General features: G+C 71.7%; 23 protein-coding genes. 11 read left to right on the top strand and 12 right to left on the bottom strand.

Going from position 1 to position 25546, the window contains the following annotated elements:
• Nucleotides 1–156: 156 nt before the first annotated feature.
• The 3 genes from KVT45_RS17805 to KVT45_RS17795 all read left to right on the top strand — a co-directional run bounded on the left by KVT45_RS17805 (nucleotide 157) and on the right by KVT45_RS17795 (nucleotide 2647).
• Nucleotides 157–1077: an NADP-dependent oxidoreductase gene (locus KVT45_RS17805; RefSeq protein ID WP_217548545.1), complete on the top strand. Its 921-nt coding sequence runs from the start codon at nucleotides 157–159 to the stop codon at nucleotides 1075–1077.
• 70 nt (nucleotides 1078–1147) lie between these two features.
• Complete coding sequence (locus tag KVT45_RS17800) at nucleotides 1148–2002, top strand: DMT family transporter (protein WP_217548543.1); 855 nt, start codon at nucleotides 1148–1150, stop codon at nucleotides 2000–2002.
• Between the two features lie 207 nt (nucleotides 2003–2209).
• A complete protein-coding gene (locus tag KVT45_RS17795; RefSeq protein WP_308310771.1) occupies nucleotides 2210–2647 on the top strand; it encodes a universal stress protein in 438 nt (145 codons plus the stop codon).
• Between the two features lie 105 nt (nucleotides 2648–2752).
• Here KVT45_RS17795 and KVT45_RS17790 read toward each other — a convergent pair whose 3' ends face one another.
• A complete protein-coding gene (locus tag KVT45_RS17790) occupies nucleotides 2753–3259 on the bottom strand; it encodes a MarR family winged helix-turn-helix transcriptional regulator (protein WP_217548541.1) in 507 nt (168 codons plus the stop codon).
• 98 nt (nucleotides 3260–3357) lie between these two features.
• Nucleotides 3358–5742, bottom strand: a complete 2385-nt coding sequence (locus tag KVT45_RS17785) for an excinuclease ABC subunit UvrA (RefSeq protein ID WP_217548712.1) — start codon at nucleotides 5740–5742, stop codon at nucleotides 3358–3360.
• 344 nt (nucleotides 5743–6086) lie between these two features.
• Between KVT45_RS17785 and KVT45_RS17780 the strand changes: the two genes are divergently transcribed.
• From KVT45_RS17780 to KVT45_RS17770, 3 genes are all read left to right on the top strand, one after another.
• A complete protein-coding gene (locus KVT45_RS17780; protein ID WP_217548539.1) occupies nucleotides 6087–7079 on the top strand; it encodes a phospholipase D-like domain-containing protein in 993 nt (330 codons plus the stop codon).
• Between the two features lie 145 nt (nucleotides 7080–7224).
• Nucleotides 7225–8061, top strand: a complete 837-nt coding sequence (locus KVT45_RS17775; protein ID WP_217548537.1) for a PaaX family transcriptional regulator C-terminal domain-containing protein — start codon at nucleotides 7225–7227, stop codon at nucleotides 8059–8061.
• A 199-nt stretch (nucleotides 8062–8260) separates the two neighbouring features.
• On the top strand, nucleotides 8261–10291 hold the full coding sequence (locus KVT45_RS17770) for an NAD(+) synthase (RefSeq protein ID WP_217548710.1): 2031 nt from the start codon (nucleotides 8261–8263) through the stop codon (nucleotides 10289–10291).
• 71 nt (nucleotides 10292–10362) lie between these two features.
• On the opposite strand, the gene KVT45_RS17765 is transcribed toward KVT45_RS17770, so the two are convergent.
• Nucleotides 10363–10827, bottom strand: coding sequence for a PaaI family thioesterase (locus tag KVT45_RS17765; protein WP_217548535.1), 465 nt, complete (start codon nucleotides 10825–10827; stop codon nucleotides 10363–10365).
• Between the two features lie 70 nt (nucleotides 10828–10897).
• The gene (locus KVT45_RS17760) at nucleotides 10898–11482 is read right to left on the bottom strand and encodes a TetR/AcrR family transcriptional regulator (protein WP_254646930.1); all 585 of its coding nucleotides are present in this window, start codon (nucleotides 11480–11482) and stop codon (nucleotides 10898–10900) included.
• Nucleotides 11483–11911: 429 nt separating this feature from the next.
• Between KVT45_RS17760 and KVT45_RS17755 the strand changes: the two genes are divergently transcribed.
• A complete protein-coding gene (locus KVT45_RS17755) occupies nucleotides 11912–12592 on the top strand; it encodes a hypothetical protein (protein WP_308310769.1) in 681 nt (226 codons plus the stop codon).
• Nucleotides 12593–12685: 93 nt separating this feature from the next.
• Here KVT45_RS17755 and KVT45_RS17750 read toward each other — a convergent pair whose 3' ends face one another.
• Entirely contained in the window at nucleotides 12686–13375 is a 690-nt protein-coding gene (locus tag KVT45_RS17750; protein ID WP_217548533.1) for a DUF6215 domain-containing protein, read from the bottom strand.
• Nucleotides 13376–13533: 158 nt separating this feature from the next.
• Between KVT45_RS17750 and KVT45_RS17745 the strand changes: the two genes are divergently transcribed.
• Both KVT45_RS17745 and KVT45_RS17740 read left to right on the top strand, forming a co-directional pair.
• A complete protein-coding gene (locus tag KVT45_RS17745; RefSeq protein ID WP_308310767.1) occupies nucleotides 13534–14238 on the top strand; it encodes an alpha/beta fold hydrolase in 705 nt (234 codons plus the stop codon).
• A 101-nt stretch (nucleotides 14239–14339) separates the two neighbouring features.
• Complete coding sequence (locus KVT45_RS17740; RefSeq protein WP_217548702.1) at nucleotides 14340–16208, top strand: glycoside hydrolase family 5 protein; 1869 nt, start codon at nucleotides 14340–14342, stop codon at nucleotides 16206–16208.
• 35 nt (nucleotides 16209–16243) lie between these two features.
• On the opposite strand, the gene KVT45_RS17735 is transcribed toward KVT45_RS17740, so the two are convergent.
• Together KVT45_RS17735 and KVT45_RS17730 are read right to left on the bottom strand one after the other, a co-directional pair.
• On the bottom strand, nucleotides 16244–17074 hold the full coding sequence (locus tag KVT45_RS17735) for an AfsR/SARP family transcriptional regulator (protein ID WP_217548531.1): 831 nt from the start codon (nucleotides 17072–17074) through the stop codon (nucleotides 16244–16246).
• A gap of 284 nt (nucleotides 17075–17358) precedes the next feature.
• The gene (locus KVT45_RS17730) at nucleotides 17359–18339 is read right to left on the bottom strand and encodes a DMT family transporter (RefSeq protein WP_217548530.1); all 981 of its coding nucleotides are present in this window, start codon (nucleotides 18337–18339) and stop codon (nucleotides 17359–17361) included.
• A 458-nt stretch (nucleotides 18340–18797) separates the two neighbouring features.
• On the opposite strand from KVT45_RS17730, the gene KVT45_RS17725 reads away from it, so the two are divergent.
• Complete coding sequence (locus KVT45_RS17725) at nucleotides 18798–20069, top strand: FAD-dependent oxidoreductase (protein WP_217548528.1); 1272 nt, start codon at nucleotides 18798–18800, stop codon at nucleotides 20067–20069.
• Nucleotides 20070–20099: 30 nt separating this feature from the next.
• On the opposite strand, the gene KVT45_RS17720 is transcribed toward KVT45_RS17725, so the two are convergent.
• From KVT45_RS17720 to KVT45_RS17700, 5 genes are all read right to left on the bottom strand, one after another.
• Nucleotides 20100–20924, bottom strand: a complete 825-nt coding sequence (locus tag KVT45_RS17720) for an AfsR/SARP family transcriptional regulator (RefSeq protein WP_217548526.1) — start codon at nucleotides 20922–20924, stop codon at nucleotides 20100–20102.
• 82 nt (nucleotides 20925–21006) lie between these two features.
• A complete protein-coding gene (locus KVT45_RS17715; protein ID WP_217548524.1) occupies nucleotides 21007–21675 on the bottom strand; it encodes a ScbR family autoregulator-binding transcription factor in 669 nt (222 codons plus the stop codon).
• Between the two features lie 174 nt (nucleotides 21676–21849).
• Complete coding sequence (locus KVT45_RS17710; protein ID WP_217548523.1) at nucleotides 21850–22515, bottom strand: ScbR family autoregulator-binding transcription factor; 666 nt, start codon at nucleotides 22513–22515, stop codon at nucleotides 21850–21852.
• Nucleotides 22516–22689: 174 nt separating this feature from the next.
• Nucleotides 22690–23463, bottom strand: a complete 774-nt coding sequence (locus tag KVT45_RS17705) for an SDR family NAD(P)-dependent oxidoreductase (protein WP_217548521.1) — start codon at nucleotides 23461–23463, stop codon at nucleotides 22690–22692.
• Complete coding sequence (locus tag KVT45_RS17700) at nucleotides 23460–24191, bottom strand: HAD family phosphatase (protein WP_217548519.1); 732 nt, start codon at nucleotides 24189–24191, stop codon at nucleotides 23460–23462. The genes KVT45_RS17705 and KVT45_RS17700 overlap by 4 nt, the downstream gene beginning before the upstream one ends.
• Before the next feature lie 396 nt (nucleotides 24192–24587).
• Here KVT45_RS17700 and KVT45_RS17695 point away from each other — a divergent pair, with 396 nt between their 5' ends.
• Complete coding sequence (locus tag KVT45_RS17695) at nucleotides 24588–25544, top strand: ScbA/BarX family gamma-butyrolactone biosynthesis protein (protein ID WP_217548517.1); 957 nt, start codon at nucleotides 24588–24590, stop codon at nucleotides 25542–25544.
• Nucleotides 25545–25546: the final 2 nt, after the last annotated feature.

Below are 25546 nucleotides of genomic sequence, written 5' to 3'. Positions count from 1 at the left end.
CGACGACCGCCGGTCACGAAAGACGACCGCCGGTCACGAAACCGGGAAGAGAGCGTCGCCGCCGGGTCGTTGAACGCCAAGCCGCGGTCGGTGTGTCACCGGCCGACGGCTCGTCGGCGAAGGCTTGTCCCAGCGAGGAAGAGCGGTGATCACGCGATGCAGGCGGTGCGGTTCCACGCGTACGGCGGGATCGATGTGCTGCGGGTGGAGGAGGTCGAGCGGCCGGTGCCCGGGCCCGGCCAGGTGCTGGTCGAGGTCCGCGCGGCCGGGATCCAGCCCGGTGAGGCGATGATCCGCGAGGGTGCCCGGCACGGACGCTGGCCCGCGACGTTTCCCTCCGGGCAGGGCAGCGATCTGGCGGGCGTCGTGGTGGCAGCCGGCCCCGAGGTGCGCGGCTTCGCGGTGGGCGACGAGGTCGTCGGCTTCACCCACGGCAGAGCGAGCCACGCGGAGTACGTCGTGGCCGACGACGTGAACCTGGTGTCCCGCCCGAAGGAACTGCCCTGGGAGGTGGCCGGTTCGCTGTACGTGGCCGGCACCACCGCGTACGCGACGGTGTTCGCGGTGGACCCCCAGCAGGACGAGACCGTCGTGGTGTCCGGCGCGGCCGGCGGCGTGGGGTCGCTCGCCGTACAGCTCGCGCGGCGGCGCGGTGCCACCGTCATCGGGCTGGCGAGCGAGCCGAACCACGCCTGGCTGGCGGACCACGGCATCGTCCCGGTCGCCTACGGGGAGGGCGTGGCCGAACGGATCCGGAAGGCCGCAGGCGGCAAGGGCGTCGACGCGTTCATCGACACCTTCGGCGACGGCTACGTGGACCTGGCCGTGGACCTGGGCGTACGCCCCGAACGGATCAACACGATCCGCGACTGGCAGGCCGCGGCCAGAGTCGGCGCACGGACCTACGGGGAGGGCTCGGCCGCGAGCGCGGTCGTGGTCGGTGAACTCGCGCGGCTCGCCGCACGGGGCGGGCTGGACGTCCCGATCGCCCGCGTCTACCCGCTGGCACAGGTACAGGACGCGTTCCGCGAGCTGGAGCAGGGGCACGCCCACGGCAAGATCGTGCTCCGGCCGTAGCCCCGCTCCGGGCCACCGGCCGGGGCGCTCCTGGGCTGAGCGGGCAGGGCGCAGCAGGCATGCTGGAACCATGGTGCTCGCCGTGCTCTTCGCCGTCCTGGGTGCCGTCAGCAATGCGGTGGGCACGGCCTTCCAGCGCAAGGCCGCGTCCACCGTGCCCGGCCGCAGTGGGCTGCGCCTGCTGCTGACTCTGGTACGGCGGCCCGCCTGGGCCATCGGCATCGCCGGAGTGACGGGGGCCGCGGTCTTCCAGGCGCTCGCCCTGGTCAACGGACCGATGGCGCTCGTCCAGCCCCTGTTCATGCTGGAACTGCCGTTCGCGCTGCTGATCGCCGTACCGCTGATGCATCGCCGGCCCAGCCCGGAGGGATGGCGGACCATCGCGGTGGTGGTGGCAGGCCTGGCCCTGCTGCTCGCCGCGGCGGCCCCGTCCGGCGGCCGCCAGCAGGCGTCCATGCAGCGCTGGATCCCGGTTCTCGCCCTCACCCTGGGCGCCATCGCCGTCGCGGTGCTGCTCGTACGGTCGTCCTCGTCACCGCTGTTCCGCGCGGCGGCCCTGGCCTCGGGAGCCGCGATCGGCAACGCGCTGACCGCCGCCCTCATGAAGTCGGCCACCGGCCGCCTCGCCGACGGGGGCCTGACCGCGTTCCTCACCACCTGGCAGACCTACGGCTTCGCCCTCACCGGGATCGCGGCGCTGATCCTCCTGGAGAACGCGCTGCAGGCCGGTCCGCTCGTCGCCTCCCAGCCCGCGCTGACGATCGGCGACGCGGCGGTGAGTCTGCTGCTGGGCGTCGCCCTGTTCGACGAGTCGGTCCGCACCGGGTGGTGGCTGCTGCCCGAGGTGATCGGTGCCGGTCTGATCCTGTGGGGCGTGACCCGGCTGACCCGGGTGGTCCCGCACCTCGTCGACGTCATGCGCTGAAAGGGCCGCGGTGCCGACACCGTTCGGCTCGCGGCAGTTCAGTGGCTGTTACACGGGCCGCCGTCCGTCGCGCCGGAGGCCGGTGAGATGATCACAGGGTGGGGCTGGAAGAACTCGTTCGGCGCCGGACGCGCCGACCCGCCACGCCGTGATCCGGCGTCCCTGACCACCGAGTAGACCTTCCAGGCCCCCGGAAGGGGAAACACCGTGTCCGTGTTCCAGCGCATCCTGGTCGCCGTCGATCCCAGCCCCGCCCGCCGCTCCGCCGTGCGGCTGGCCGGCGAGCTGGCGCAGCTGACGAACGCCGAGGTCCGCGTCATACACGTCATCGCCTCCGCCGCCTCCGTCGCCGCGGTCGTGCCCCTGGAGGAGGACTCCGAGGCCCAGGCCGTCCTCGACGAGGCGCTGACGGCGCTGCGCGACCAGGGCGTCAAGGCCGAAGGGACCCTCGTGAGGGGGCTCACCACGCAGGTCGCGACCGCCATCGCGGAGACCGCCCAGGAGTTCGCGGCCGATCTCATCGTCCTGAGCCCCCACCACCGCAGCTCCGTCGAGGCGCTGTTCGACCCGCGGGTCAGCGACGCCGTGGCGCACCACACCAACACGGCGATCCTGCTGGCTCCGGAGGGCCAGGACGAGGACTGACCGTTCACCGGCCCACACCGGCCGGCGCCCCGGGGCCCGCTGCGGATTCGTCGTCCGCGGCGGGCCCCGGGGCTTTCGGTCCGTGGCGCTGCGGCGGGCGCTGCGCTAGCGGCGCCGCCAGGGCAGCGCCTCCGGCTCGTCGCTGTCGGCGTCCATGCGGTGCAGGGCGGTGTTGACGGCCTCGCCGATCGCGGCGAGCTGGGTCACCTGCTCGGGGGTGAGGGCGTCGAAGACGGCCCGGCGGACCGCCTCGACATGTCCGGGGGCCGCGCGCTCCAGGAGGCTCATGCCGGCCTGGGTGAGGACGGCGTGCTGGTTGCGGCGGTTGACGGGGTCCTCGCGGCGGTCGACGTAGCCGGCCTCCTGGAGCCGGGTCACCGCATGGGTGAGGCGGCTTCGGGTGATCTTCAGCCGTTCGGCCAGCTCGGACATGGTCAGACTGTGATCCTTGACCGAGGAGAGGTTGGCGAGCAGGGTGTAGTCGGCGTGGGTCATCCCCACGTCGCGCCGCAGCTGGCGGTTCAGGTGGTCGGACAGGTGGGTGGAGAACTGGACGTAGGCGAGCCACGCCCGTCGTTCCTCGGAGTTCAGCCAGCGTGGCGTGGTGGTCATGAGCGCAGCCTAACGATACATGTTTGAATATTCAAACCTCGGTGGGCGACGTGCCTGCGGGGCGGGGACCGGATCCCCGCCCCTCAGGCCGGCCCGGCTCAGCCGCCGATGTACTGCGCGAGGTGTTCGGCGGTGAGGGTCGAGCGGGCGGCCACCAGGTCGGCCGGGGTCCCCTCGAAGACGATCCGGCCGCCGTCGTGGCCGGCGCCGGGGCCGAGGTCGACGATCCAGTCGGCGTGGGCCATGACCGCCTGGTGGTGCTCCACGACGATGACCGACTTGCCGGAGTCGACCAGCCGGTCCAGCAGGCCGAGGAGCTGCTCGACGTCGGCGAGGTGCAGGCCCGCGGTCGGCTCGTCGAGGACGTAGACGCCGCCCTTGTCGGCCATGTGCGTAGCCAGTTTGAGGCGCTGGCGCTCGCCGCCGGACAGGGTGGTGAGCGGCTGGCCGATGGTGAGGTAGCCGAGGCCGACGTCCTTGAGCCGCTGGAGGATGCGGTGGGCGGCCGGGGTGTGCGCCTCGCCCGCGGCGAAGAACTCCTCGGCCTCGGTCACCGGCATGGCCAGCACCTCGCTGATGTCACGGCCGCCGAGGTGGTAGTCGAGGACCGACGCCTCGAACCGCTTCCCGTCGCACTCCTCGCAGGTGGTGGCGACGCCCGCCATCATCGCCAGGTCGGTGTAGATCACGCCGGCGCCGTTGCAGGTGGGGCAGGCACCCTCGGAGTTGGAGCTGAACAGGGTGGGCTTGACGCCGTTCTGCTTGGCGAAGGCCTTGCGAATCGGGTCGAGCAGTCCGGTGTACGTCGCCGGGTTGCTGCGCCGGGAGCCGCGGATGGCGCCCTGGTCGACGGAGACCACCCCGGCGCCGGCCGGGATCGAGCCGTGCACCAGGGAGCTCTTGCCGGAGCCCGCGACACCGGTCACGACGGCCAGGACGCCGAGCGGGATGTCGACGTCGACGCCCTGCAGGTTGTGGGTGGACGCGCCGCGGATCTCCAGTGCGCCGGTGGGCTTGCGGACCGTGTCCTTGAGGGCGGCCCGGTCGTCGAAGTGACGGCCGGTGATGGTGCCGCCGGTCCGCAGGGCCTCGACGGTGCCCTGGAAGCAGACCGTGCCGCCGCCCGCCCCGGCGCCGGGGCCGAGGTCGACCACGTGGTCGGCGATCGCGATGACCTCCGGCTTGTGCTCCACGACGAGCACCGTGTTGCCCTTGTCGCGCAGCCGCAGCAGCAGGCCGTTCATCCGCTGGATGTCGTGCGGGTGCAGGCCGGTGGTGGGCTCGTCGAAGACGTAGGTGACGTCGGTGAGCGAGGAGCCGAGGTGGCGGATCATCTTGGTGCGCTGCGCCTCGCCGCCGGAGAGGGTGCCGGCCGGCCGGTCGAGCGAGAGATAGCCGAGGCCGATCTCCACGAACGACTCCAGCGTGTGCCGGAGCGTATCGAGGAGGGGGGCGACCGAAGGCTCGTCGACACCCCTGACCCATGCGGCCAGGTCGCTGATCTGCATCGCGCAGGCGTCGGCGATGCTGATCCCGTCGATCTTCGAGGAGCGGGCGCCCTCGCTCAGCCGGGTGCCGTCGCAGTCGGGGCAGGTGGCGAAGGTGACCGCCCGCTCCACGAACTCGCGGATATGCGGCTGCATCGACTCCTTGTCCTTGGAGAGCATCGACTTCTGGATGCGCGGGACCAGACCCTCGTAGGTCATGTTGATGCCCGCGATCTTCATCCGGGTCGGCTCCCGGTACAGGAAGTCCTGCAGCTCCCTCTTGGTGAACTTGCTGACCGGCTTGTCCGGGTCGAAGAAGCCCGACTCGATGTAGAGGCGGGAGTTCCAGCCGCCGCCCTTGTAGCCGGGGACGGTGATCGCGCCCTCGGCGAGGGACAGGGTCTCGTCGTAGAGCTGGGCCAGGTCGAGGTCGGTGACGGCGCCCCGGCCCTCGCAGCGCGGGCACATGCCGCCGGTGATGCTGAAGCTGCGCCGCTCCTTCACCTTCTGCCCGGCGCGTTCGACGGTGACGGCGCCGGCCCCGCTGATCGAGGCGATGTTGAAGGAGAACGCCTTGGGCGAGCCGATGTGCGGCTTGCCCAAGCGGCTGAAGAGGATGCGCAGCAGGGCGTTGGCGTCGGTGGCGGTGCCGACGGTGGAGCGGGGGTCGCCGCCCATCCGCTGCTGGTCGACGATGATCGCGGTGGTCAGTCCTTCGAGGACGTCGACCTCGGGGCGGGCCAGGTTGGGCATGAAGCCCTGGACGAAGGCGGGATAGGTCTCGTTGATCAGACGCTGCGACTCGGCGGCGATGGTGTCGAACACCAGCGAGCTCTTGCCCGAGCCGGAGACGCCGGTGAAGACCGTCAGCCGGCGCTTCGGGATCTCGATGCTGACGTCCTTGAGGTTGTTCTCCCGCGCGCCGAGCACGCGAATCAGCCCGTGGCTGTCGGCCACATGCGGCGCGGACGTGGTCGTTCCGGTCTCTCTGGCCATGCTCAAACCCGTCTCCGTCTGCTGCGCGGGGTCTCGGTCGACGGCCGCCACGCTAGCCGGGGAGGAACAGTAACGCTTCTCCATTCCTGACCGACCCTGCCGCCCGCACGGTCACGTACGGTCCCCCAGGTGCTCGGCGGCGCTCGGCTACGAAGATTTTGCGTTCTCGCGGTGTGCCCATGAACCGGCCCCCACCTGCACCGAGTCCGCTATGTCCGCCCGTACGCCCCACAGGTAACGGTGAGTTCACCCGGCTTCTCTTCCTCGGCAGTCTACGCGCGTGGTGTCATGCCCACGCTCACCCACCCCCCACGTGAGCGTCTATCCGACTAGGAGTCACGCACATGCTGTCGAAGCTTCTCGTTCGCGCGGGGGTCGCCCTGGCGGCCAGCGCGGCCGTGGTCGCCACCGCGGTCCCCGCGAACGCCGCGAGCTACACCGCGTTCGCCTTCTCGCTCAGCAGCAGCGAGCCGACGATCTACGACTTCATCAACTCGGCCACCAGCTCGCTCGACATGACGATGTACGAGCTGGAGGACACCACGGCCGTCAACGACCTCATCGCCCTCAAGAACAAGGGCGTCACCGTGCGGGTCGTCCTGGACCAGGCGCACAAGAGCGCCAACAACTCCGCCTACACCTCCCTCACGAACGCGGGTGTGGGCGTGGCGTGGTCGTCGACCAGCTTCGTCTACACGCACCAGAAGACCATCACGGTCGACGGCACCAAGTCGCTGGTCCTGACGGGCAACCTGACCTCCCAGTACTACTCGACCGGCCGGGACTACGGCGTCTTCACCGACGACACCCGTGACGTCGCGGCGATCGAGAAGGTCTTCAACGCCGACTACGCCGGCACCTCCATCACCCCCACCGACGGCGACCACCTGCTCTGGTCCCCCACCGACTCGCGCAGCCGCCTGCTGACCGTGATCAACGCCGCCACCAAGACGCTCGACGTCGAGGAGCTGGAGTTCAGCGACAGCACGGTGGTCAACGCCATCGTCGCCAGAGCCAAGGCGGGCGTGAAGGTGCGGGTCGTCCTGGAGACGCCCGGCGACTACTCCAGCGAGGTCTCCGCGGTCAAGGCCGCCGGCGGCACGGTCGTCGGCTACTCCGACCCCAACGGCTTCTACATCCACGCCAAGGCCATGGTCGCCGACTACGGCCTGTCCACCCAGGAGGTGGAGGCCGGCTCCATGAACATCAGCAGCAACTCCCTCTCCAACAACCGTGAGCTGGGCATCATCCTCACGGGCACCGGGGTGGCGCAGTCGGTGGCCACGACCGTCGAGACCACGTTCAACAGCGACTACTCGGGCGGCACCGCCGCGTAGTTCCGGGTTCGCGGGCCCGCCCCGGCCGCGCTTCGGCCCGGCCGGGGCGGGTGTTGCCCCCGCCCCGTCACCCGTCGGCAGGGCGCGCCGCCCGGCGTGCCACCCGCGCCGCGTGCGTCCGCCACGTGGCCGTAATCTTGCGCACGTGAACGCCGAGACGGTCCCGGAACCCCTGGACGCCCAGCAGCCCCGACCGCAGTCGCTCCTGCTCGCCTTCTTCGGCAACCACGTGCTGGAGCAGGGGCCGCTGGCCGTCTATTCGGGCAGCATCATCACGGTCCTCGGCCGGGCGGGCGTCGGCGAGCAGGCCGTACGCTCCACGCTCACCCGCATGGTCAACCGGAACCTGCTACAACGGCAACGGCAGGGCCGCCGGATGTACTTCGGCCTGACGCCCCTCGCCACCCAGATCCTGTACGACGGCCGGCGCCGGGTCTGGGACACGGGCGCCGTCAACGACGACTGGGACGGCTCCTGGACCCTGCTCGGCTTCTCGCTGCCGGAGTCCTGGCAGCGCCAGCGGCACGATCTGCGCTCCCAGCTCGGCTGGTCCGGCTTCGGGCCGCTCTACAGCGGGCTGTGGATCGCGCCCGGCCGGGTGGACGTCTCCGCGGTGGTCGCCGAACTCGGACTCTCCGCCCACGTGAAGATCTTCCACGCGCTGGCCGACGAGGCGACGGACATCGACCTCATGATCCGCGACACCTGGGACCTGGGGTCGATCGCGGCCCGGTACGAGGACTTCCGCGCCCGCTGGGAGGCGTGGCGGGCCGGCCCCGACGACGACGCCGTCGTCACCCGGCTGCGGCTGGTCAGCGAGTGGCTGGGCATCATCCGCACCGATCCGCGGCTGCCCGTGCGGCACCTGCCCGCCGACTGGCCGGCCCACGACGCGGAGACGACGTTCCACCGCGTCGCGGCCGAGACCGAGGCCCCGGCCCGCCGGATGGCCGCGGCGCTGCTGGAGACCACGCCCCTGTGAGCCGCCGCGCACGGTCGACCGCCCTGCGGGTCGATCGCCGCGCGACCTGCGCAGAATGCCTGGTCAGCCCGGATCATCGGGCGATCTATGCTGCTTGGGGCAGGAAATTCGCCAGACCGTCGACGGAGAGGGTGCCCGTGTACGGCGACGCTCTCTGTCCGGCATCCGCACCGTGTCCGTCTCTCCCGAGGAAGCCCCGTTGAACTTCTGGTCGATCTATGAGCATGGCTTCGCGCGCGTCGCCTCGTGCACGGGCCACACCGTCATCGCCGACCCGCGCGCCAACGCCGAGGCGGTCCTGCGGCAGGCCCGCCGCTGCGCCGAGGAGGGCGTCGCGGTGGCGGTCTTCCCGGAGCTCGGCCTGACCGGTTACTCGATCGAGGACCTGCTGCTCCAGGACGCGGTGCTCGACCAGGTCGAGGAGGCCGTCGCGACGGTGGCGGCCGGTTCGGCCGGCCTGCTGCCGGTCCTCGTCGTCGGCGCCCCGCTGCGCCACCGCAACCGCGTCTACAACTGCGCGGTGTTCGTGCACCGCGGCCGGATCCTCGGGGTCGCGCCCAAGTCGTACCCGCCGAACTACCGGGAGTTCTACGAGCGGCGCCAGATCGCCGCGGGCGACGACGAGCGGGGCGGCACCATCCGGATCGGCGGCGAGAGCGTGCCGTTCGGGGTGGACCTGCTGTTCGAGGCGGAGGACGTCCCCGGTCTCGTGCTGCACGCCGAGATCTGCGAGGACATGTGGGTGCCGGTGCCGCCCAGCGCGGAGGCGGCGCTGGCCGGGGCGACCGTGCTGGTCAACCTCTCGGGCAGCCCGATCACGGTCGGCCGGGCGGAGGACCGCAAGCTGCTGTGCCGCTCCGCGTCGCAGCGCTGCCTCGCCGCGTACGTCTACGCGGCGGCCGGGCTCGGCGAGTCGTCGACGGACCTGTCCTGGGACGGCCAGACCATGATCTACGAGAACGGCGCACTGCTGGCCGAGACGGACCGGTTCCCGCTGGGCGACCAGTACGCGGTGGCCGACGTGGACCTGGACCTGCTGCGGCAGGAGCGGGCCCGGATGGGTTCGTTCGACGACAACCGCCGTACCCACGCGGCCCGCACCGGTGACTTCCGTACTGTCCCCTTCCGCCTTGACCCGCCGACGGCCGACCTCGGGCTGCGCCGCCGCGTCGAACGCTTCCCCTTCGTCCCGGCCGACCCGCAGCGGCTCGCCCAGGACTGCTACGAGGCGTACAACATCCAGGTCACCGCGCTCCAGCAGCGGCTGGCCGCGATCGGCGGCCCGAAGGTGGTCATCGGGGTGTCCGGCGGCCTCGACTCCACGCACGCGCTCATCGTCGCCGCCCGTGCCATGGACCGCGCGGGCCGCCCGCGCAGCGACATCCTGGCCTTCACCCTGCCGGGCTTCGCGACCGGCGAGCACACCAAGGGCAACGCCCACCGCCTGATGAACTCGCTCGGCGTGACCGCGGCCGAGCTGGACATCACGCCGACCGCGCGGCTGATGCTGCAGGAGATGGGCCACCCGTTCGCCGCCGGCGAGCCGGTCTACGACGTGACCTTCGAGAACGTGCAGGCCGGACTGCGCACCGACTACCTCTTCCGGCTGGCCAACCAGCGCGGCGGCATCGTCCTCGGCACCGGAGACCTGTCGGAGCTGGCGCTGGGCTGGTCGACGTACGGTGTCGGCGACCAGATGAGTCACTACAACGTCAACTCCGGGGTGCCGAAGACACTGATCCAGCACCTGATCCGCTGGGTCATCAGCAGCGAGCAGTTCGACGCGGAGACCGGCGAGACCCTGGCCGCGATCCTCGACACGGAGATCAGCCCGGAGCTGGTGCCGGGCGAGGAGCTGCAGTCCACCGAGTCCAAGATCGGCCCGTACGCACTGCACGACTTCACCCTGTACCAGGTGCTGCGGCACGGGTTCCGGCCGTCGAAGATCGCCTTCCTGGCCTGGCACGCCTGGCACGACCGGAACGCGGGCGCCTGGCCGCCCGGCTTCCCGGAGGCCGACCGCAAGGCGTACGACCTGGCGGAGATCCGGCACTGGCTCGACTACTTCTGCCGCCGCTTCTTCGCCTTCGCCCAGTTCAAGCGCTCGGCGATGCCGAACGGACCGAAGGTCTCGGCGGGTGGTTCGCTCTCCCCGCGCGGCGACTGGCGTGCTCCGTCGGACAGTTCGGCGAAGGCCTGGCTGCACGACCTGGCCCGGGTCCCGGAGTAGCCGCCCGCCCGCGAAGAGCCCCGCCCCTGACGGATCAGGGGCGGGGCTCTTCGCGTGGGTCCGGTGCGCCGTCAGTCGCCGGCCGGCCGCATGATGAGGCAGGTGGTGGTCGCGTGGGCGATCAGTTTCCCGCGCTCGTCCAGCACCTTGCCCTCGGCCGTGGCGGTGGAGCGGCCGACGTGGATGACGTTCCCCTCGGCCGTGAGGGTCTGGCCTCCGGTGTGGGCGGCACGGATGTAGTTGACCTTGAGTTCCAGAGTGGTGTACCCGACGCCGGCGGGCAGGGTGGTGTGTACGGCGCAGCCCATCACGGAGTCCAGAAGGGTGGCCCCGATGCCGCCGTGGACGATGCCGAGGGGGTTGGCGAAGTCGGGGCGGGTGTCGAGCGAGATGACCATGCGGCCGTGCTCCACCTCGTCGAAGCGCATGCCGAGCAGCCGGCCGATCGAAGGCGTCACGGTGTCGGTCGGCCGCGCGGACTGTATCCAGCGCATCAGTTCGAGACCGGACAGGGCGGCTAGGTCGGTGGTGGACACGGGTGGCTCCTCGGTGTGCTGGTCGTGGTGCAGGGCGCGCCGCCGTCCGGGCAGCGGGCCGCGGTTGTCGTCACCGGTCGTGGAAGGCGTGGGTGAGCAGTTCACGCAGCTCGGCGGCGGCCGCGTCCAGCGGTGCGGTGCTCTGCTCGGCGCGGCACATGATCACGGCGCCTTCGAGGGCGGCGATGACGAAGACCGCCAGCCTGGTGCTGCGCGGCTGTGGAAGGCCGTGCCGGTGGAAGTGCGCGGCCAGCGCCTCCTGCCAGCGGGCGAAGACGGCAGCGGCGGAGCGGGCGAGCTGGGGTGCCTCGTCGTTGGTCTCCGCGGCCACGGCCACGATCGGGCAGCCGACACGGTAGCCGCTCTCCGCCAGCCGCTCCCGCCACAGCGCGAAGAAGGAGTCGACCGCCTCCAGGGGGTCCTCGGCCTCCATGGCGGCGTCGATCCGCCTCAGCATCTGGTCACCGGACCGGGTCACCGCCTCCTCGACCAGCTGGGCACGCCCGCCGGGAAAGTGGTGGTAGACGGAGCCGCGGGGCGCGCCGGTGCGGGCGAGGACCCGGTCGATGCTGGTGGCGCCGGCGCCGTACTCACGCAGCAGCTCCGAGGCACCGCGGAGCATCCGTTCCCGGCTGTCGCTCCTGCGCGGGCTCATGCGACCACCGCCCTTCCCTCGGAGACACATCACGTCCTTACGTGGGAGTAACTTATGGTGTGTGCCATAGAACATGCAAGAGCCACCGACGGGCAACCGATCCGGTTTGTGGCCGGCCCCCCGGTCGGGGTAGGATCGATCTTGAGCGAGGCACCCAACTCCGGGTGACACGCGATGCGTTGGTGGTCCAAGGAAAGACGCTCCGCTTCCTGCGGGGAAATGCAGGTGCAAGGCCTGCCCGGCGCTCCATGCGAAGAGCCCCGCCCCTGATCCGTCAGGGGCGGGGCTCTTCGCATGTGCGGTCCATGCCGGCCGACGGGCGCACCCTGACGGGCGAACAACCGGCCGACACCCGGACGGAGCCCCGGAACGGAGCAAGACACCTGGTCAAGACCGTCGTCATGGCAAGGCCGACGCCGTTCACGGCCGGTGACCGATTGCGGGGCCTTCCCCCGCTTTCCACGGTGGGCGCAAGACAGCAGTTCTCGAAAGGAAACCCATGCGCGCCCTAGTCTCCCGCGGCCTCCTCGTCTCCCCCTGGTCTGTGCCGCCCTGGCCCTCGGCCCGGCGGCCGCCTCCGCTGCCGCCGCCGACGTCGGCCGAGAAGCGTCGGGACCCGGTGTCGCACAGACGGTTCCGCGGCCCGGCACCGACCTCGCCACGTTCCGCGACCGGATCGACGCGGCGGACACGACGCGCTACGACCGCGCCCTGACACCCCTCCTTCACGCACTGCCCGACCTCACCACGGCGCAGGGCACCCGGATCGACCCGGCCCGGGCCGCCGCCTACGTCAAGGCGGTACGGGAGTGGAGCAGCACGCTCCAGGAGCGGCTGCGGCATCTGCGCACCGGCTCCGCCGACCGCGCGCACCGGGTCGCGCCCCGCGCGGCCGACCCCGTCTCGGACCTGCTGAGCGCGATCCAGTCCGCCGTCGACAGCCTGCTCAGCTCGCTGACCTCGCTCGACCTCGGCGGGGTGCCGAGCTCCGCCACCGGGCTGCTCGCCCCGATCCTCGACACGGTCACCGGTCTCCTCGGCGCCGTGCCCCCACTGCCGACGCTGCCCTCGCCGGTCAGCCTCGCCTCCACAACGACCGTCGCCCCATGAGGAACTGACGCGCCGCCTCGGCGCGCTCCCCCGCCGCCGGACCGCCCCAAGACCCGGGCGGTCCGGCGGCACGCCCGGTCCCGCCCGGAGCCGTCAGTGCCCGTTCCAGCCCGGGACGGTCGGCAGCACCTGCTCCGCGACCCGCGCCAGGGCCGTGTCGTCCGGCGGTACGTCGTCCTGCCGCCAGATCGCGACCTCGTACGTGCCCTTGCCGTCGTCCTTCCCGTGCCTGGAGACCAGTAGGCAGCGCGCGGTGCCGCCGGGGCCCGTGCTCGCTTTGCCGCCGCCGAGGTTGAAGCCGATGGAGATGGTCGGGCTGGAGTAGAGGAGGGCGGGGTGGCCGAGGACGGTCGTCCTGCGGGCGTCGCCCAGCAGGCCGCCCGTCTCGGAGACGGTCATGTCGTCGTACGACGCCGTCAGCTTCACGGAGTACGTCTCCAGGGTCACCGTCGCCTCGGGTTCGGCGATCTTCGTGCCCCCGGCGAGCGTGAGCCACTCCCCGCTGCCGTCGGCGGTCTCGATCCGCTCGCGCGAGGTCCCCAGCAGGGCCGGCAGGTCCGGGCGGTTGAGCGCCGTGCACAACCGGGCGCCGGAGACGTATCGGGCCGGCAGGTGGTCGTCCGAGGTCGAGCAAGTCGCCGGTTCACCGGGCGTGTTCTTCTGGTGGACGAACTGCTTCTGCGCCCACAGGGCGCCCACGACGACCGCGAACAAGGCCACCGCCGCGATCGCCTGAAGCCCCGGTCTGCCGTCCTTTTCGGGCTCGCTGAAACCCTCGGTCATGTCCCCCACCCCCGCTGTGCATCCCCTGTGCGCGCTGGAGCCTAACCGATGTTCACGGGGAAGGCACGCGCCGCACATGCCTCTCGGTGGCAGGGGATTCCTCCGGGAGTGTTTGATGGCGAGAGCACGCTTCAAGCCGGAGGAAACAGGGGGACGCGGTGACCGACGAACGGGTCGTCGAGGCGGGCGGGAGCGCCCTGGTGGTGCGTCGCAGCCCGCGGGACCGGACGCGCGCGGCGGTGCTCGTCCTGCACGGCGGCCAGGAGAACGGACGCCGTCCGGCGCGCCCCTGGCAGCCGGCCGCGCTGCGCATGCGCCCCTTCCTGAGCGCCGCCGCCTCGGTCTCCTCACCCCGCGACGTGCTGATAGGCCAGGTGCGCTACCGCTACCAGGGCTGGAACGACGCCGCCGACCCGCTCGATGACACCCTGCGCGCCCTCGACGAGCTGCGCGGCCTGGCCGGCGACGCGTCCGTGGTGCTGGTCGGCCATTCGATGGGCGGCCGGGCGGCACTGCGCGCGGCGTCCGACCCCTCGGTGCGCGGTGTGCTCGCGCTCGCCCCCTGGTGCCCGCCCGGCGACCCGGTCGACGATCTCACCGGGACGCGGATCGTCGTCCTGCACGGGGACCGTGACCGGGTCACCGGCCCCGCCGACTCGGCCGCGTACGTACGACAGGCCCGTACGGCCGGTGCACAGGCCGGGATGGTGCTGCTCAGGGGCGGCGATCACGCGATGCTCCGCCGCAGCCGCGACTGGCACCGCGCCTCCGCCGCCGCCATCAGGCGGTTGCTGCGCCCCGAACGCGACCTCGAGGGGTGGACGGCCGAGGCCTGTGCGTCGGACGAGCCGCTTCTGCGCTGACCCGTGCCCTGGTAGGGTGCCTCGCCCCCACGGGACATCCACCCAGAGGACTGCCGATGCCGATCGCACGATCGTTCCGGATTGTCACGTACATGACATCCATGTTCCTGGTTCTCACCCTGTTCGGTACGGCCCCGGCCACCGCCGGGCCGCGGTCCGCCACGCCGGCACCGGCCGCGTCGGCCGGCGGCACCTGGCAGCCCCCGCTCTCCACCCGAGGCCGTTACATCGTCGACGCGGCCGGCAACCGCTTCCGCCTCAAGGCCGCCAACTGGGACGGCGCACAGGGCTCCTGGACGGGCAGCGGCAGCATCGACGATCCCGCCAACCACCACGCCGGCCAGGACTCCTACGGCATCCCCCTGGGCCTGGACCGCGCACCCCTGTCCCAGCTCGTCTCGGACTTCCAGGCGCTCGGCATCAACAGCATCCGGCTGCCGTTCTCGAACGAGATGATCCATACGACGACTCCGGTGCCGGACGCCGCGGTCACCGCCAATCCGCAGTTGCGCGGCAGGACACCGCTGGAGGTCTACGACGCCGTCGTGACCGCCCTCACCGGCGCGGGCTTCGCCGTCATCCTCAACAACCACACCAACACCTCCCGTTGGTGCTGCGGCGTCGACGGCAACGAGCGCTGGAACACCGGCCAGTCGACCCAGCAGTGGGCCGACGACTGGGTCTTCATGGCCCGCCGCTACGCCGGGAACTCCCGTGTCGTGGGCGCCGATCTCTACAACGAGGTACGCCGGAACGTGCTCGACGACCCCAACTGGGCCCTGGGCGACGACCACGACTGGTACGCGGCGGCCCAGCTCGCCGCCGACCGCATCCTCACCGAGGCGAACCCGAACCTCCTCATCGTCATCGAGGGCATCAACTGGACCGGCCTGCCGGTCGACGGGCTCCCCCACGGCCGCCCGGTCCTCACCCCCGTCCGCACCCTCTCGAACACTCTGGTCGACGCCCACAAGCTGGTCTACTCGGCCCACTTCTACGGCTACACCGGTCCCAACCACAGCGGCGCCACCGGCATCGGCGAGACCAGCGACCCCCGCTACCAGGACCTGACCCGCGACGAGCTGTACCAGGCCCTCGCCGACGAGGCCTTCTTCGTCACCACCGAGGGCAAGCACTACACCGCGCCCGTGTGGGTCAGCGAGTTCGGCATCGGTGCGAACGAGACGGGCACGGCGGCCCGCACCTGGTTCGGCAACATCACCGACTACTTCGCCGACCACGACACGGACTTCGCCTACTGGCCGCTGGTCGGCTGGGAGGGCCACGACGACTGGGCGCTGCTGCGCTACGACACCTCCGGGCACCGGTCCGGCATCCTCGACGGCGGCGACTGGCGGGTCACGGCCTGGGACCACCTGATGAACTCCCCCAGCCGCACCGGGTACGTCGAGCCGGGGACGACCTGGCGCATGCTGTCCACGGACCACGGCGACCAGGTCGAGTCCCTGCGCGTGCGGGCGGGCGGCGACTGGGACTCCGGCGCCTACAAGGCGGCCTGCCCGGACGGGCTGCGGCTGATCGGCCTCGCGCACTCCGGCGGGCGCGGCCTGTGCACCGACGCGACCGCCGGCGACCTGCGCGCCACGGGCAACGCCCAGACGGTGGTCACGGACGAGCGCTACGTCCCGGCGGGCGGCGACTGGGCCTCCGGGTACACCAAGTACCAGTGCCCGGCGGGCCAGTTCGCGATCGGCTACAGCCGTCGCGGGGAGCGGGTGTCGGCGGTGCTGTGCGCGCCCGCACGCACCGCGCTGGGCACGGCCGGCCGGACGGTGTGGTTCGACCGGTCCGACAACCGGCCCGCCGACGGGGCGGGCGACGACTTCGCCTACGGCGCCTACAAGGGCCAGTGTGCCGCCGGCGAGTACCTCGCCGGCGTCGCCTTCACCACCCGGGTGGGCAGCACACCGGGTCCCGCCGCCGTGCTGTGTGTCCCGTTGGCGACCTGAGCGGGTCCCTCACGGGACCGGTGCAGCCGATCCGTTCAGGGCACGCGTGCCAGTTCGTCGTGGTGCGGCTGTGTGCCGGGGTTCTCGGCGGTGGCCCTGAGGATCGACTGCTGGAGGCGGCGCAGGCGTGCCGACGGCTCCAGTCCCAGGTCCCTGACGAGGAGGGTGCGCAGCCGCTGGTAGACGAGGAGGGCCTCGCCGCGCCGGCCCGAGCGGTAGAGGGCGAGCATGAACTGCGCGTGCAGGTTCTCGTGGGAGCGGTAGCGGCTGGTCAGGACGGTGAGTTCGGCGAGCAGTTCGCGGTGCCTGCCGAGCCGGAGGTCGGCCTCGATGCGCTGGTCCAGCGCGCACAGCCGGCTCTCCTCCAGCCGCCGCGCCTCCATGCCAAGGTGGACCCCGGTGGGCACGTCGGCGAAGGGCGTGCCGGTCCACAGGTCGAGCGCCTGGCGCAGGGTGCTGGAGGCGCCGGCGAAGTTCCCGTCGTCCATGGCACGGCCGCCCTGTTCGCGCAGCCGGTCGAACTCCCGGATGTCGCTGCCGCCGCCTCCGGCGGCGAGCAGATAGCCGCCCGGCAGGGTCACCAGCACGTCCTTGGCGGACCGGGCGGCCGCGTCCTCGGGATCCGCACCCCGGCGCAGCGCCGTCGCGATGAGCTCCCTGAGCTGGAGCACGTAGGTCTGCAGGGTGGTGCGGGCACTGCGCGGTGGAGTGCCCGCCCAGAGTTCCTCGATCAGGGTCGGGACGGGCACCACCTGGTCGGCGCGCAGGGCCAGCAGGGCCAGCACCTGGCGGGGCTTCGGTGCGGTCGGGGCGATGGAGGCCCCGTTCTCCCGCACGTTCAGTGCGCCCAGCAGCCCGATGTCCACACGCGTCTCCCTGGTCCTCTCATCTGACACTCCGCCAGTAGAAAACAGCTTGGACGGTCTGTCAATAGACCAGCGGTCGGGCCGCTTCCAACGGACCGCCGGAGAACGGTGGCGGCACTCCGCTCACCCCTGCCGATCGCCGAAGTGCCAGCGCAGCGCCACTGTTTCGGCGACCGATAGGGTGGTCCGGAGCTGATCGGGTCACTCGGTTCGGCCACCGAAACAGGCGGAATCTCGCCCGCGGAGGCCGCCGTAAACAGACCATCCGGTCGGTTACTTGGCTGTCATTCGAGTCGGGTGCCCCGCGCGCGGCTACCGACGGGGACGGCGAGGAACACGATGCCGAGCGCCAGCACCGCCAGTCCGCACCAGGAGACGTCCGGCAGGCGCTCGCCCAGGACCGCGACTCCCAGGACCGCGGCCACGGCCGGCTCGGCCAAAGTCAGGGTCGTCGCGGTCTGGGGGGCGGTGCGGCGCAGGCCGTGCCCGAACAGGCGGTAGCAGAGGAAGGTGGTGACCACCCCGAGGTACAGGACGACCAGCGCGCCCCGCACCGTCAGCAGCCCGCCGCCGGCACCCCACAGCACCACCGGCAGCACGAGCAGCGCCGCTCCCCCGAACATCACGCCCAGCACGGCGCCGGAGGAATGTCCGTGGGCGATGAGCCGTCCGCCGACCAGGGCGTACACGGCGTACGACAGCCCCGCGAGGCCGGCCGACACCACGCCGAGGACGTCCACGGGGGCGCCGTCACCGGCCAGCCCCGGCCCGAGGACGAGCACCGTGCAGCCGAGGACGGCCGCCGCGGTCGCGGTGGCCCAGCGGGCCGAGGGGCGGGACCGGCGGGTGAACCAGGCGAGGAGGCCGGCGAAGACGGGGGCGCCGCCGAGCGCGATCACGGTGGCCACCGCCACGCCCGTGCGGGCCACGGCGGGATAGAAGGCGAGCGGGTACCCGGCCACCGCGAGGGTGCCGAGGGCGAGCAGCCGGCGCTCGCCACCGGTGCAGGCCCCTGGCAGGGAGCGGCTGCCGGGTGCGGTCAGGAACAGCAGCAGACCGCCGAGGACCAGGCCGGCGGCGCCGATGGCCGCGGCCGGCACTCCGTCGGGGGCAAGAGAGCTCGCGGTCCCGGTGGTGCCCCACAGCACGGCGGCCGTGAGGATCGGGAGCGGCCCGGCGAACGGGCCTGCGTGGCGGGGACGCGGGCGCGCGGAGGCGGCGCCGCCGAGCGCGCGGGAAGAGTGGGATGAGGTGTCGTTCGGCACAGTCGTGAACTTCCGTCGTCGAATACCGTCTGCGGACTGGTTTCGATGCGGGCGCACGACGTGAGCCCCGGGCCGCCTCGGAGGCAGGGCCGGGAGCGTGGGTTCGAGCCGTCAGCGGGTGCGCCCGGTCAGGCGCAGAGCGGCGGCAGAACGACGTGCCAGTAGGTGTTCACGGAAGGATCCTACCGGGGCGGCCCGCCGGCCGGTGCCGACCGGTCCTGTCGGTTCCGTGATCGCCGGCGGCCGTCCGCCGCACGTCAATGACATGGTCGACGTCACTTGTCGTATGGTTCGACCAAGTTTTGGCCAACGTGCGTCGATATCGTTTCCCGGCACCTGCCCGTGGGAGAGACTCACCCGCGGAGGGGGGACGAGCACGTCCGTTTCACGCCGGACGTGCCATCCCGCAGTGTCGCGCCGCTTTGGGGAAGGCGGCGAGCAGACAAGCGGAGGAATGCATGACGCAGTCGCTTCCGGGGCAGCGCCCTGCCCAGGAGCAGACGTTCACCGGACACGGGCGGCCACCCGTCGTCGTGATCGGTGCCGGGCCGTACGGACTGTCGGTGGCCGCCCACCTGCGGGCGGCGGGGGCACCGGTCCGCGTCTTCGGTGACGTGATGGGCAGCTGGCGGCACGCCATGGCCACCGGGATGTACCTGAAATCGACGCCGGACGCGACCGACCTGTCGGCGCCGGAGCCCGGCGGCCGGCTGGCGGACTTCCGGCGCGCGCAGAGCGAGCCGGAACTGACCGAGCTGACACCGATCCCGTGCGATGTCTTCGTGCGGTACGGGCAGTGGTTCCAGAAGCGGTACGTCGGTGAGGTCGAGCCGGCCCGGGTGACGGCGGTCGAGCGGCCGGCGGACGGCCCCGGCTTCGTCGTCCGGCTGGACGACGGGAAGGAGATGGCGGCCTCGGCCGTCGTGGTGGCGACCGGCCTGAACGGTCTCGCCCATGTCCCGGACGAGTTGCGGCAGCTCGCCCCCGAGGGGCCGGGCCCGCGGGCGTTCGTGTCGCACACCAGCCACCACACGGATCTGTCCGTGTACGCGGGCCGGCGGGTGGCCGTCGTCGGCGGTGGCCAGTCCGCGCTGGAGAGCGCCGCGCTGCTGCACGAGGCGGGCGCCGAGACGCAGGTCCTGGTGCGCGAGCGGACGGTGCTGTGGGGCATGACGCCCGACCTGGCCCGGCCCTGGACGCAGCGGGTGGCCAAGCCGGCCTCGCCGCTCGGCACGGGCTGGATCCTGGCCGCGGTCTGCGCGTCGCCCGGTGGTGTGCGGTGGCTGCCCGCGCCGGCCCGGCTGCTGCTGTTCCGGCGGGCGCTCGGGCCGTCGGGCGGGTGGTGGCTGCGGGACCGGGTGGAGGGTGTCGTACCGGTGCACACCGAGCGCCGGATCACGGCGGCCGTGGTCCGCGGGCCGGAGGTGCGCCTGGATGTCGCCGGTCCCGGGGGCGAGCGCGAGTCCGTCGCCGTCGACCATGTGCTCGCGGCCACCGGTTACCGGCTGGACCTGGACGCCCTGCCGTTCCTGTCTCCCACGGTGCGGCGCGCCGTGGCGTGCGTGCCGGGCTCGAACGCCCCTGCGCTGCGTGGGACGTTCGAGTCGTCGGTGCCCGGCCTGTACTTCACCGGTTCGCTCGCGGCGCCGATGTTCGGGCCGATGATGCGGTTCGTGGCGGGCACGGAGTTCGCCGCCGTCCGCATCGCCCGGCACGCCGCGGCCGGCTGAGGAGGTCCTCGGCCGGTTCGGGCGGGCCCGTCAGCCGATGCGGGCGAGCGGGTCCGCCGTACCGGGCGCCTGGGTGTCCTCAGCGGGAGCCGCCAGCACCGACTGCCGAATCCTGCCCAGCGCGGCCGAGGGCTCCAGTCCCTGGTCGCGCACCAGGGTGGTGCGCAGTCGCTGGTAGGCGTCGAGGGCGTCGCTCCGGCGGCCCGAGTGGTGCAGGGCGAGCATGAGCTGGCCGCACAGGCTCTCGTGGGTGGGGTGGCGGGCGGTCAGTACGGTGAGTTCGGGGATCAGCTCGCGGTGCCGGCCGAGCCGGAGGTCGGCCTCGATGCGCTGGTCCAGCGCACACAGCCGGCTCTCCTCCAGTCCCCGGATCCGGGCGTGCAGGTACTCCCCCGCGGAGATGTCGGCCAGGGCCGGGCCCCGCCACAGGTCGAGCGCGGCGCGCAGCAGCCGGGCGGCCTCGCGCTGGTCCCCGGCCTCCCTCGTCCGGTATCCGGTGCCGGCGATCCGTTCGAACTCCCGGACGTCCCTGGCGCCTTCACCGCTGTCGAGCAGGTAGCCGCCGGGTACGGTACGCAGGACCGTCTTGGCGGTGCGCGCGCCCGCGCCGTCACCGGCCGCTGCCAGCGCCGGGGCGATGAGGTCGCGCAGGTGCATGATGTACGTCTGCAGGGTGGGGCGTGCGCTGCGCGGCGGCTGTCGCCCCCAGAGTTCCTCGGTCAGCGTCCCGACGGTCACCGCCCGGTCGGCGTGCAGCGCGAGCACGGCGAGCACCTGACGCGGCTTGGGTGCGGTCGGGATGATGGGGACGCCGTTCTCACGCACGTCGAGAGCGCCGAGTATGCCGATGTCCATGCCGTCCCTCTGCTCGTCCGCCACCGTGGGTGGTGCGGGGCGATTCCTGGGCCCCCGAGTCAAAAACGGCACGGGCGGTTTGTCAAACCGAACTCCGGCCGGTTGGCGCGCTCTTGACCCGTGACCAGGGATCGGAGCAGGAGTCGGAGAGCGCAGCGCCTGCGAACTGGTCGCCGCGCGCGGCGAGTTGGGGCAGTACCAGGGACCAGAACTGCTCGACGTGGCGGGGTGAGATCCGGTCGCGGTCCTCCGCGCCGAGCACTTCGAAGCCGACCGTCGCGGCGACTATCACCGCGGCCACCCGGTCCGGTGACACCCCTTCGGCCAGCTCTCCCGCACGCTGCGCGCGCAGCAGTTCTTCGCACACCCAGGCACGCCACCAGCAGCCGAACCCCATGGCGTTCTTGCGGGAGGGATCGACGCTCAGTTTGAAGCCGGCGCGGACGACGACGTCGGCGGCTACCGCACCCAGGACTTCCCGGGTGACCGTGACCAGCAGGTGCAGTGCGGAGGCGGCCGACGGCCGCCGGTCGGCGACCAGTTGCTCGACGGACCGCCGGGCCGTGCTCTCCACCTCGATCGCGAGGGCGTCCTTGTTGGGAAAGTGGAAATGCAGCGCTCCGGCGCTCACTCCGGCTCGCCGGCTGATCGCGGGCAACGAGGACAGCGCGTACCCGTCGGCGGCGAAGATCTCTGCGGCGGCAAGAACGAGGGCCTGGCGGGTTCGGGCCGCCCGGAGCTGCTTGACCATCGCGTCCCCCTGTTGATCCGGGCGAATCCGGAATTGGGTGGTCCGATTCCCCCCTGGGCCTGCAACATTCCGATTCGAGAACCTTAGCAAACAGCATGATTGGTAGGTTTGTCGGCGCTCGGGCCCGGCCGGCGGCGCGTAACAAACCAGGAAGGCGGTTTGGTTCGAGGCTGGTCAGGCCTCGGTGGGTACGGGCGATTCCTGCCGGTGACGCTCGACTTCCTCGACGACCCGGGCGCCCCGGTCGGGCGCGGTGTCCAGCCGGATCAGGGCCGCGGGAGTGGCTATGGCCGGCAGTACATGTTTGTAGAGGACGGAGATGCGGTCGTTGAGGTCGGTCCAGTCGGAGACCACCTCGGACATGAACTGGGTCCCGATCCAGGCCCCGAGGAAGCACTCGGCGGTCTCGCGCGGCGTGACGTGCGGCAGCACCTCGCCGCGCTCCTTGGCCTCCACGAGCTTGTCCGTCACCAGTTGGGTCCAGGCGGGCCAGGCGCTGCCGAACAGGGAGCGCCCCTGAAGGTCGGCGGACAGCCGTATGCCGGCGAGGAGGATGACCTCCTTGGGGATCCGGTGGGCCAGCGTCATGCCGATGTCCACCCACTCCTGGAGCTTCAGCTCGCGCGGCACCCAGTAGTCGTCGCTGATCTGGGCGTTGATCACACCCCGCGCGAGGGCTTCCTTGGAGTCGAAGTGGAAGTACAGTGCACCCTTGGTGACTCCGGCCCGCTCGAGGATCTCGGAGATCGTCGCCGCCGTGTATCCGCGCTCCGCGAAGACCGCGGCGGCGGCCTCGACAACAGCGCGTCGGGTCCGAATCGCACGCTCCTGACGCGCCATGGGGACCTCTCCTCGGTCAAAACAAAACCGGACGTGACGTACCTTACCCCAATCGGGGGTCGGTATTTCGGCCGCACAGTATCGATTCCCGGTCGGCCCCGACCTGATTCCGCTTCGGTTCCGTGCAGGTCCCGCGCCGGAGCCGGAGCGTCGGCGCGGGACCTGCCGGGCAGTTCACCAGGCGGTACGCCCGCCGTCCACGGTAAGTGTGGCACCCGTGACGAAGCTCGCCTTGTCACCGCACAGCCAGGCGGCGGCCTCCGCGACCTCCTCCGGATCGGCGGCGCGGGCCTGCGGGGCGGAACGGTAGGCGCGCGCCTCGTTCTCGGGCGACCTGGCGAACCAGTCGTCGACCATTTCGGAGCGGGTCAGGCCCGGGGCGATGGCGTTCACGCGGATGTGGTGCGGGGCGTACTCGACGGCGGCGGCCTTGGTCAGTCCGATCACCGCGTGCTTGGAGGCGATGTAGGGGGCGGCCGTCGAGGAGGCGACCAGGCCGCCCACGCTGCTGGTGTTGACGATCGAGCCCCCGCCGGTCTCCAGCATGGCGGTGATCTCGTGCCGCAGGCAGTTCCAGACGCCCCGCACGTTGGTCTCGGTGACCCGCTCGTAGTCGGCGTCGGCGATGAGGTGCATCGGCGTCTTCGGCAGCGCGACGCCGGCGTTGTTGAAGGCGGCGTCCAGGCGCCCGTACCGCTCGACGGTGAACTCGACGGTCCGCCGGACCTCCTCGCCGTCACGCACGTCCAGGGTGCGGTGGCTCGCATCGACACCCCGGGCGCGCAGTTCGCCGGCGAGCTCGCGCAGCTTGTCCTCGCGGCGGGCGGCGAGGACGACGGTGGCCCCCTGCCGGGCGAACACCCGGGCAGCGGCGGCCCCGATGCCGCTGCTGGCGCCGGTGATGAGAACGACCCGGCCCGCCAGCGCGGCTCCGTCCCCGGCGGTCATCCGGTCACCTCACGCGTGCCGGAGAGGGAGTCGGCGTCCTGCCAGACGGTGCCGAGCCCGGCCTCGCGGTCGAGGGTGCGCAGTCGCTCCTCGTCGATCTCGGCGAGGCCGCCGACCAGGTGCCGGACGCCGAGTTCGCGCATCAGCTCGCGCTGGAAGCCGTGCTCGAAGGTGCTGGGGTGGCCCACGAAGGGCACGTCCAGCTCCCTGGCGTGGCCGGCGAAGCGGGCGACGTCGTCGATGAAGAGGACCTGGTGGTGGTCGAGGCCGAAGCGGTCCCGGACGATCTCCCGGATGCCGGGGCGGAAGTCGTTGGTGCAGATGTAGTGCGGCGCGGTGAACAGGTGCTCCCAGGCGCCGAGATGGCGGCGGAAGTGGTCCTCGTCGAGGCCGCCGTAGCAGATGACGTCCAGGCCGAGGGCGCGCAGCCGGTGCAGGAGTTCCTCGGCGCCGTCGAGGATGCGGACGGGGTGGTCGCGCAGGTAGCGCTCGCGCTCGGCGAAGTAGTCGGCGATGGCCTCCTGCTCGCTCACCCCGGCGCCGGTCTCCTCCAGCAGCACCTTCGCGGCCGCGAGCCGGGACTGCGAGAAGAGCCGCTGTTCCAGCTCCCGGGTGTACGAACCGCCGTACTTACGGACGAGCCGGTACAGAACGGGACTGAAGCTGTCGTTGAGCAGGACGCCGTCGATGTTGACGGCGGCGAGGCGCAGGGTGCGCAGTGGTTCCATCGGGGGTCTCCCTCTCGCAGGCCGTTCGACAATCATGCAGGGGCTGTCGAGGCGGAATGCGTTTCGGGCACCGCGTCAGGCGGGCCGAGGCCAGGGGGATTTGGCCAAAAGAGACCGTCAGACAGGTTTTCGCATGGGCGGTCCGGACCCTGGCCCGTCGACAACAAGCCGTCGACATCTGCCACTTAGTCCGTTTTTCGCCGTGCCTTCTGCGTGGTTGAGCGCAAAAATACTTGGCCAAACCACTACCGAGCGGAGTCATGCATGGATCGAGTCGAACCACGCTTGGTGAATCCTTTACCTGGTGGCCGGCCCGAGAAAACCGGTAGGTCCGTATCTTATAGGCGTCGAACAGAGCTTCAAGCCAACGAAGAGCTATCCGACGGGGGGTTGTCGATGAGTCTGTCCGCCGGCGAGATCGGAGTCGGTCTGCCCGTACTGCCTCGGCTGACCACCACGGTCCCCAAGGAGTACGTCCACCGCGCCTCGCTCGCCGAGGTGTTCCTCAGCGGCTGTACCGCCCAGGACGACGGACTGCGGTTCTCCCTCACCGGACAGTGGCCCCGCGCCCACACGTTCTTCAACAGTGCCGACGGTTCGAGCCATGACCCGCTCCAGGCCGCAGAGACGTTTCGGCAGGCCGGCATGTTCGTGACGCACGCGGAACACGGCGTCCCGCTCGGCCATCACTTCGTGCTGTGGTCGCTCAGTTGCCACACCGATCTGGAGCGGCTGCGGATCGCCTCCCGGCCCACCGACTTCGAACTCGACGTGACCTGTCCGGACTCCGCACCGCGCGGCCGGGCTTCGGCGCGCCGGATGGGCATCGGGTTCGTCCTGCGCCGGGACGGCCTGCCCGTGGCCCACGGAGAAGGGCGGTACTCCATCGTCACGCCGCCCGTCTACGCCCGGCTGCGCGCCAACCGGCCCGAGAGGCAGGCGGCTTCGGCCGCCCCCGTCGTCGCGGCCGGCCCGATGCCACCGGCGGCCGTGGGCCGCACCTCCCCCGCCGACGTGGTGCTGACGGCCACGGACGCGCCGGACCGCTGGCTGCTCACCCCGGACCTGGACCACCCGATCCTGTTCGACCACGGCGGCGACCACCTGCCCGGCATGGTCCTCATGGAGGGCGCCCGCCAGGCCGCCTGCGCCCGGCTGGCACCTCGCGCGCTGATCCCGGCGAGCACGTCCACGTCGTTCAACCGGTACGTCGAACTCGACAGTCCCTGCTGGCTCGACATCACGGGGGTGACGGCCAGGGGCGACGGCACGGCGACGGTCGACGTCATCGGCGTGCAGGACGGCGAGGTCGTCTTCACGTCCACGGTGAGCGGGCCGGTCGTCCAGGGCTGACA

The sequence above is a fragment of the Streptomyces sp. GbtcB6 genome (genome assembly GCF_019091475.1).
Taxonomy (GTDB): domain Bacteria; phylum Actinomycetota; class Actinomycetes; order Streptomycetales; family Streptomycetaceae; genus Streptomyces; species Streptomyces hyaluromycini.
This window is presented reverse-complemented; position numbering and strand designations above follow the sequence as displayed.

Coding starts and splice junctions, on each gene's coding strand:
- KVT45_RS17740 (WP_217548702.1), top strand. CDS start 14,340: ATGTTCCTGGTTCTCACCCTGTTCGGTACGGCCCCGGCCACCGCCGGG.
- KVT45_RS17725 (WP_217548528.1), top strand. CDS start 18,798: ATGACGCAGTCGCTTCCGGGGCAGCGCCCTGCCCAGGAGCAGACGTTC.
- KVT45_RS17780 (WP_217548539.1), top strand. CDS start 6,087: ATGCTGTCGAAGCTTCTCGTTCGCGCGGGGGTCGCCCTGGCGGCCAGC.
- KVT45_RS17700 (WP_217548519.1), bottom strand. CDS start 24,191: ATGGAACCACTGCGCACCCTGCGCCTCGCCGCCGTCAACATCGACGGC.
- KVT45_RS17750 (WP_217548533.1), bottom strand. CDS start 13,375: ATGACCGAGGGTTTCAGCGAGCCCGAAAAGGACGGCAGACCGGGGCTT.
- KVT45_RS17715 (WP_217548524.1), bottom strand. CDS start 21,675: ATGGTCAAGCAGCTCCGGGCGGCCCGAACCCGCCAGGCCCTCGTTCTT.
- KVT45_RS17695 (WP_217548517.1), top strand. CDS start 24,588: ATGAGTCTGTCCGCCGGCGAGATCGGAGTCGGTCTGCCCGTACTGCCT.
- KVT45_RS17800 (WP_217548543.1), top strand. CDS start 1,148: ATGGTGCTCGCCGTGCTCTTCGCCGTCCTGGGTGCCGTCAGCAATGCG.
- KVT45_RS17805 (WP_217548545.1), top strand. CDS start 157: ATGCAGGCGGTGCGGTTCCACGCGTACGGCGGGATCGATGTGCTGCGG.
- KVT45_RS17785 (WP_217548712.1), bottom strand. CDS start 5,742: ATGGCCAGAGAGACCGGAACGACCACGTCCGCGCCGCATGTGGCCGAC.
- KVT45_RS17705 (WP_217548521.1), bottom strand. CDS start 23,463: ATGACCGCCGGGGACGGAGCCGCGCTGGCGGGCCGGGTCGTTCTCATC.
- KVT45_RS17720 (WP_217548526.1), bottom strand. CDS start 20,924: ATGGACATCGGCATACTCGGCGCTCTCGACGTGCGTGAGAACGGCGTC.
- KVT45_RS17760 (WP_254646930.1), bottom strand. CDS start 11,482: ATGAGCCCGCGCAGGAGCGACAGCCGGGAACGGATGCTCCGCGGTGCC.
- KVT45_RS17790 (WP_217548541.1), bottom strand. CDS start 3,259: ATGACCACCACGCCACGCTGGCTGAACTCCGAGGAACGACGGGCGTGG.
- KVT45_RS17710 (WP_217548523.1), bottom strand. CDS start 22,515: ATGGCGCGTCAGGAGCGTGCGATTCGGACCCGACGCGCTGTTGTCGAG.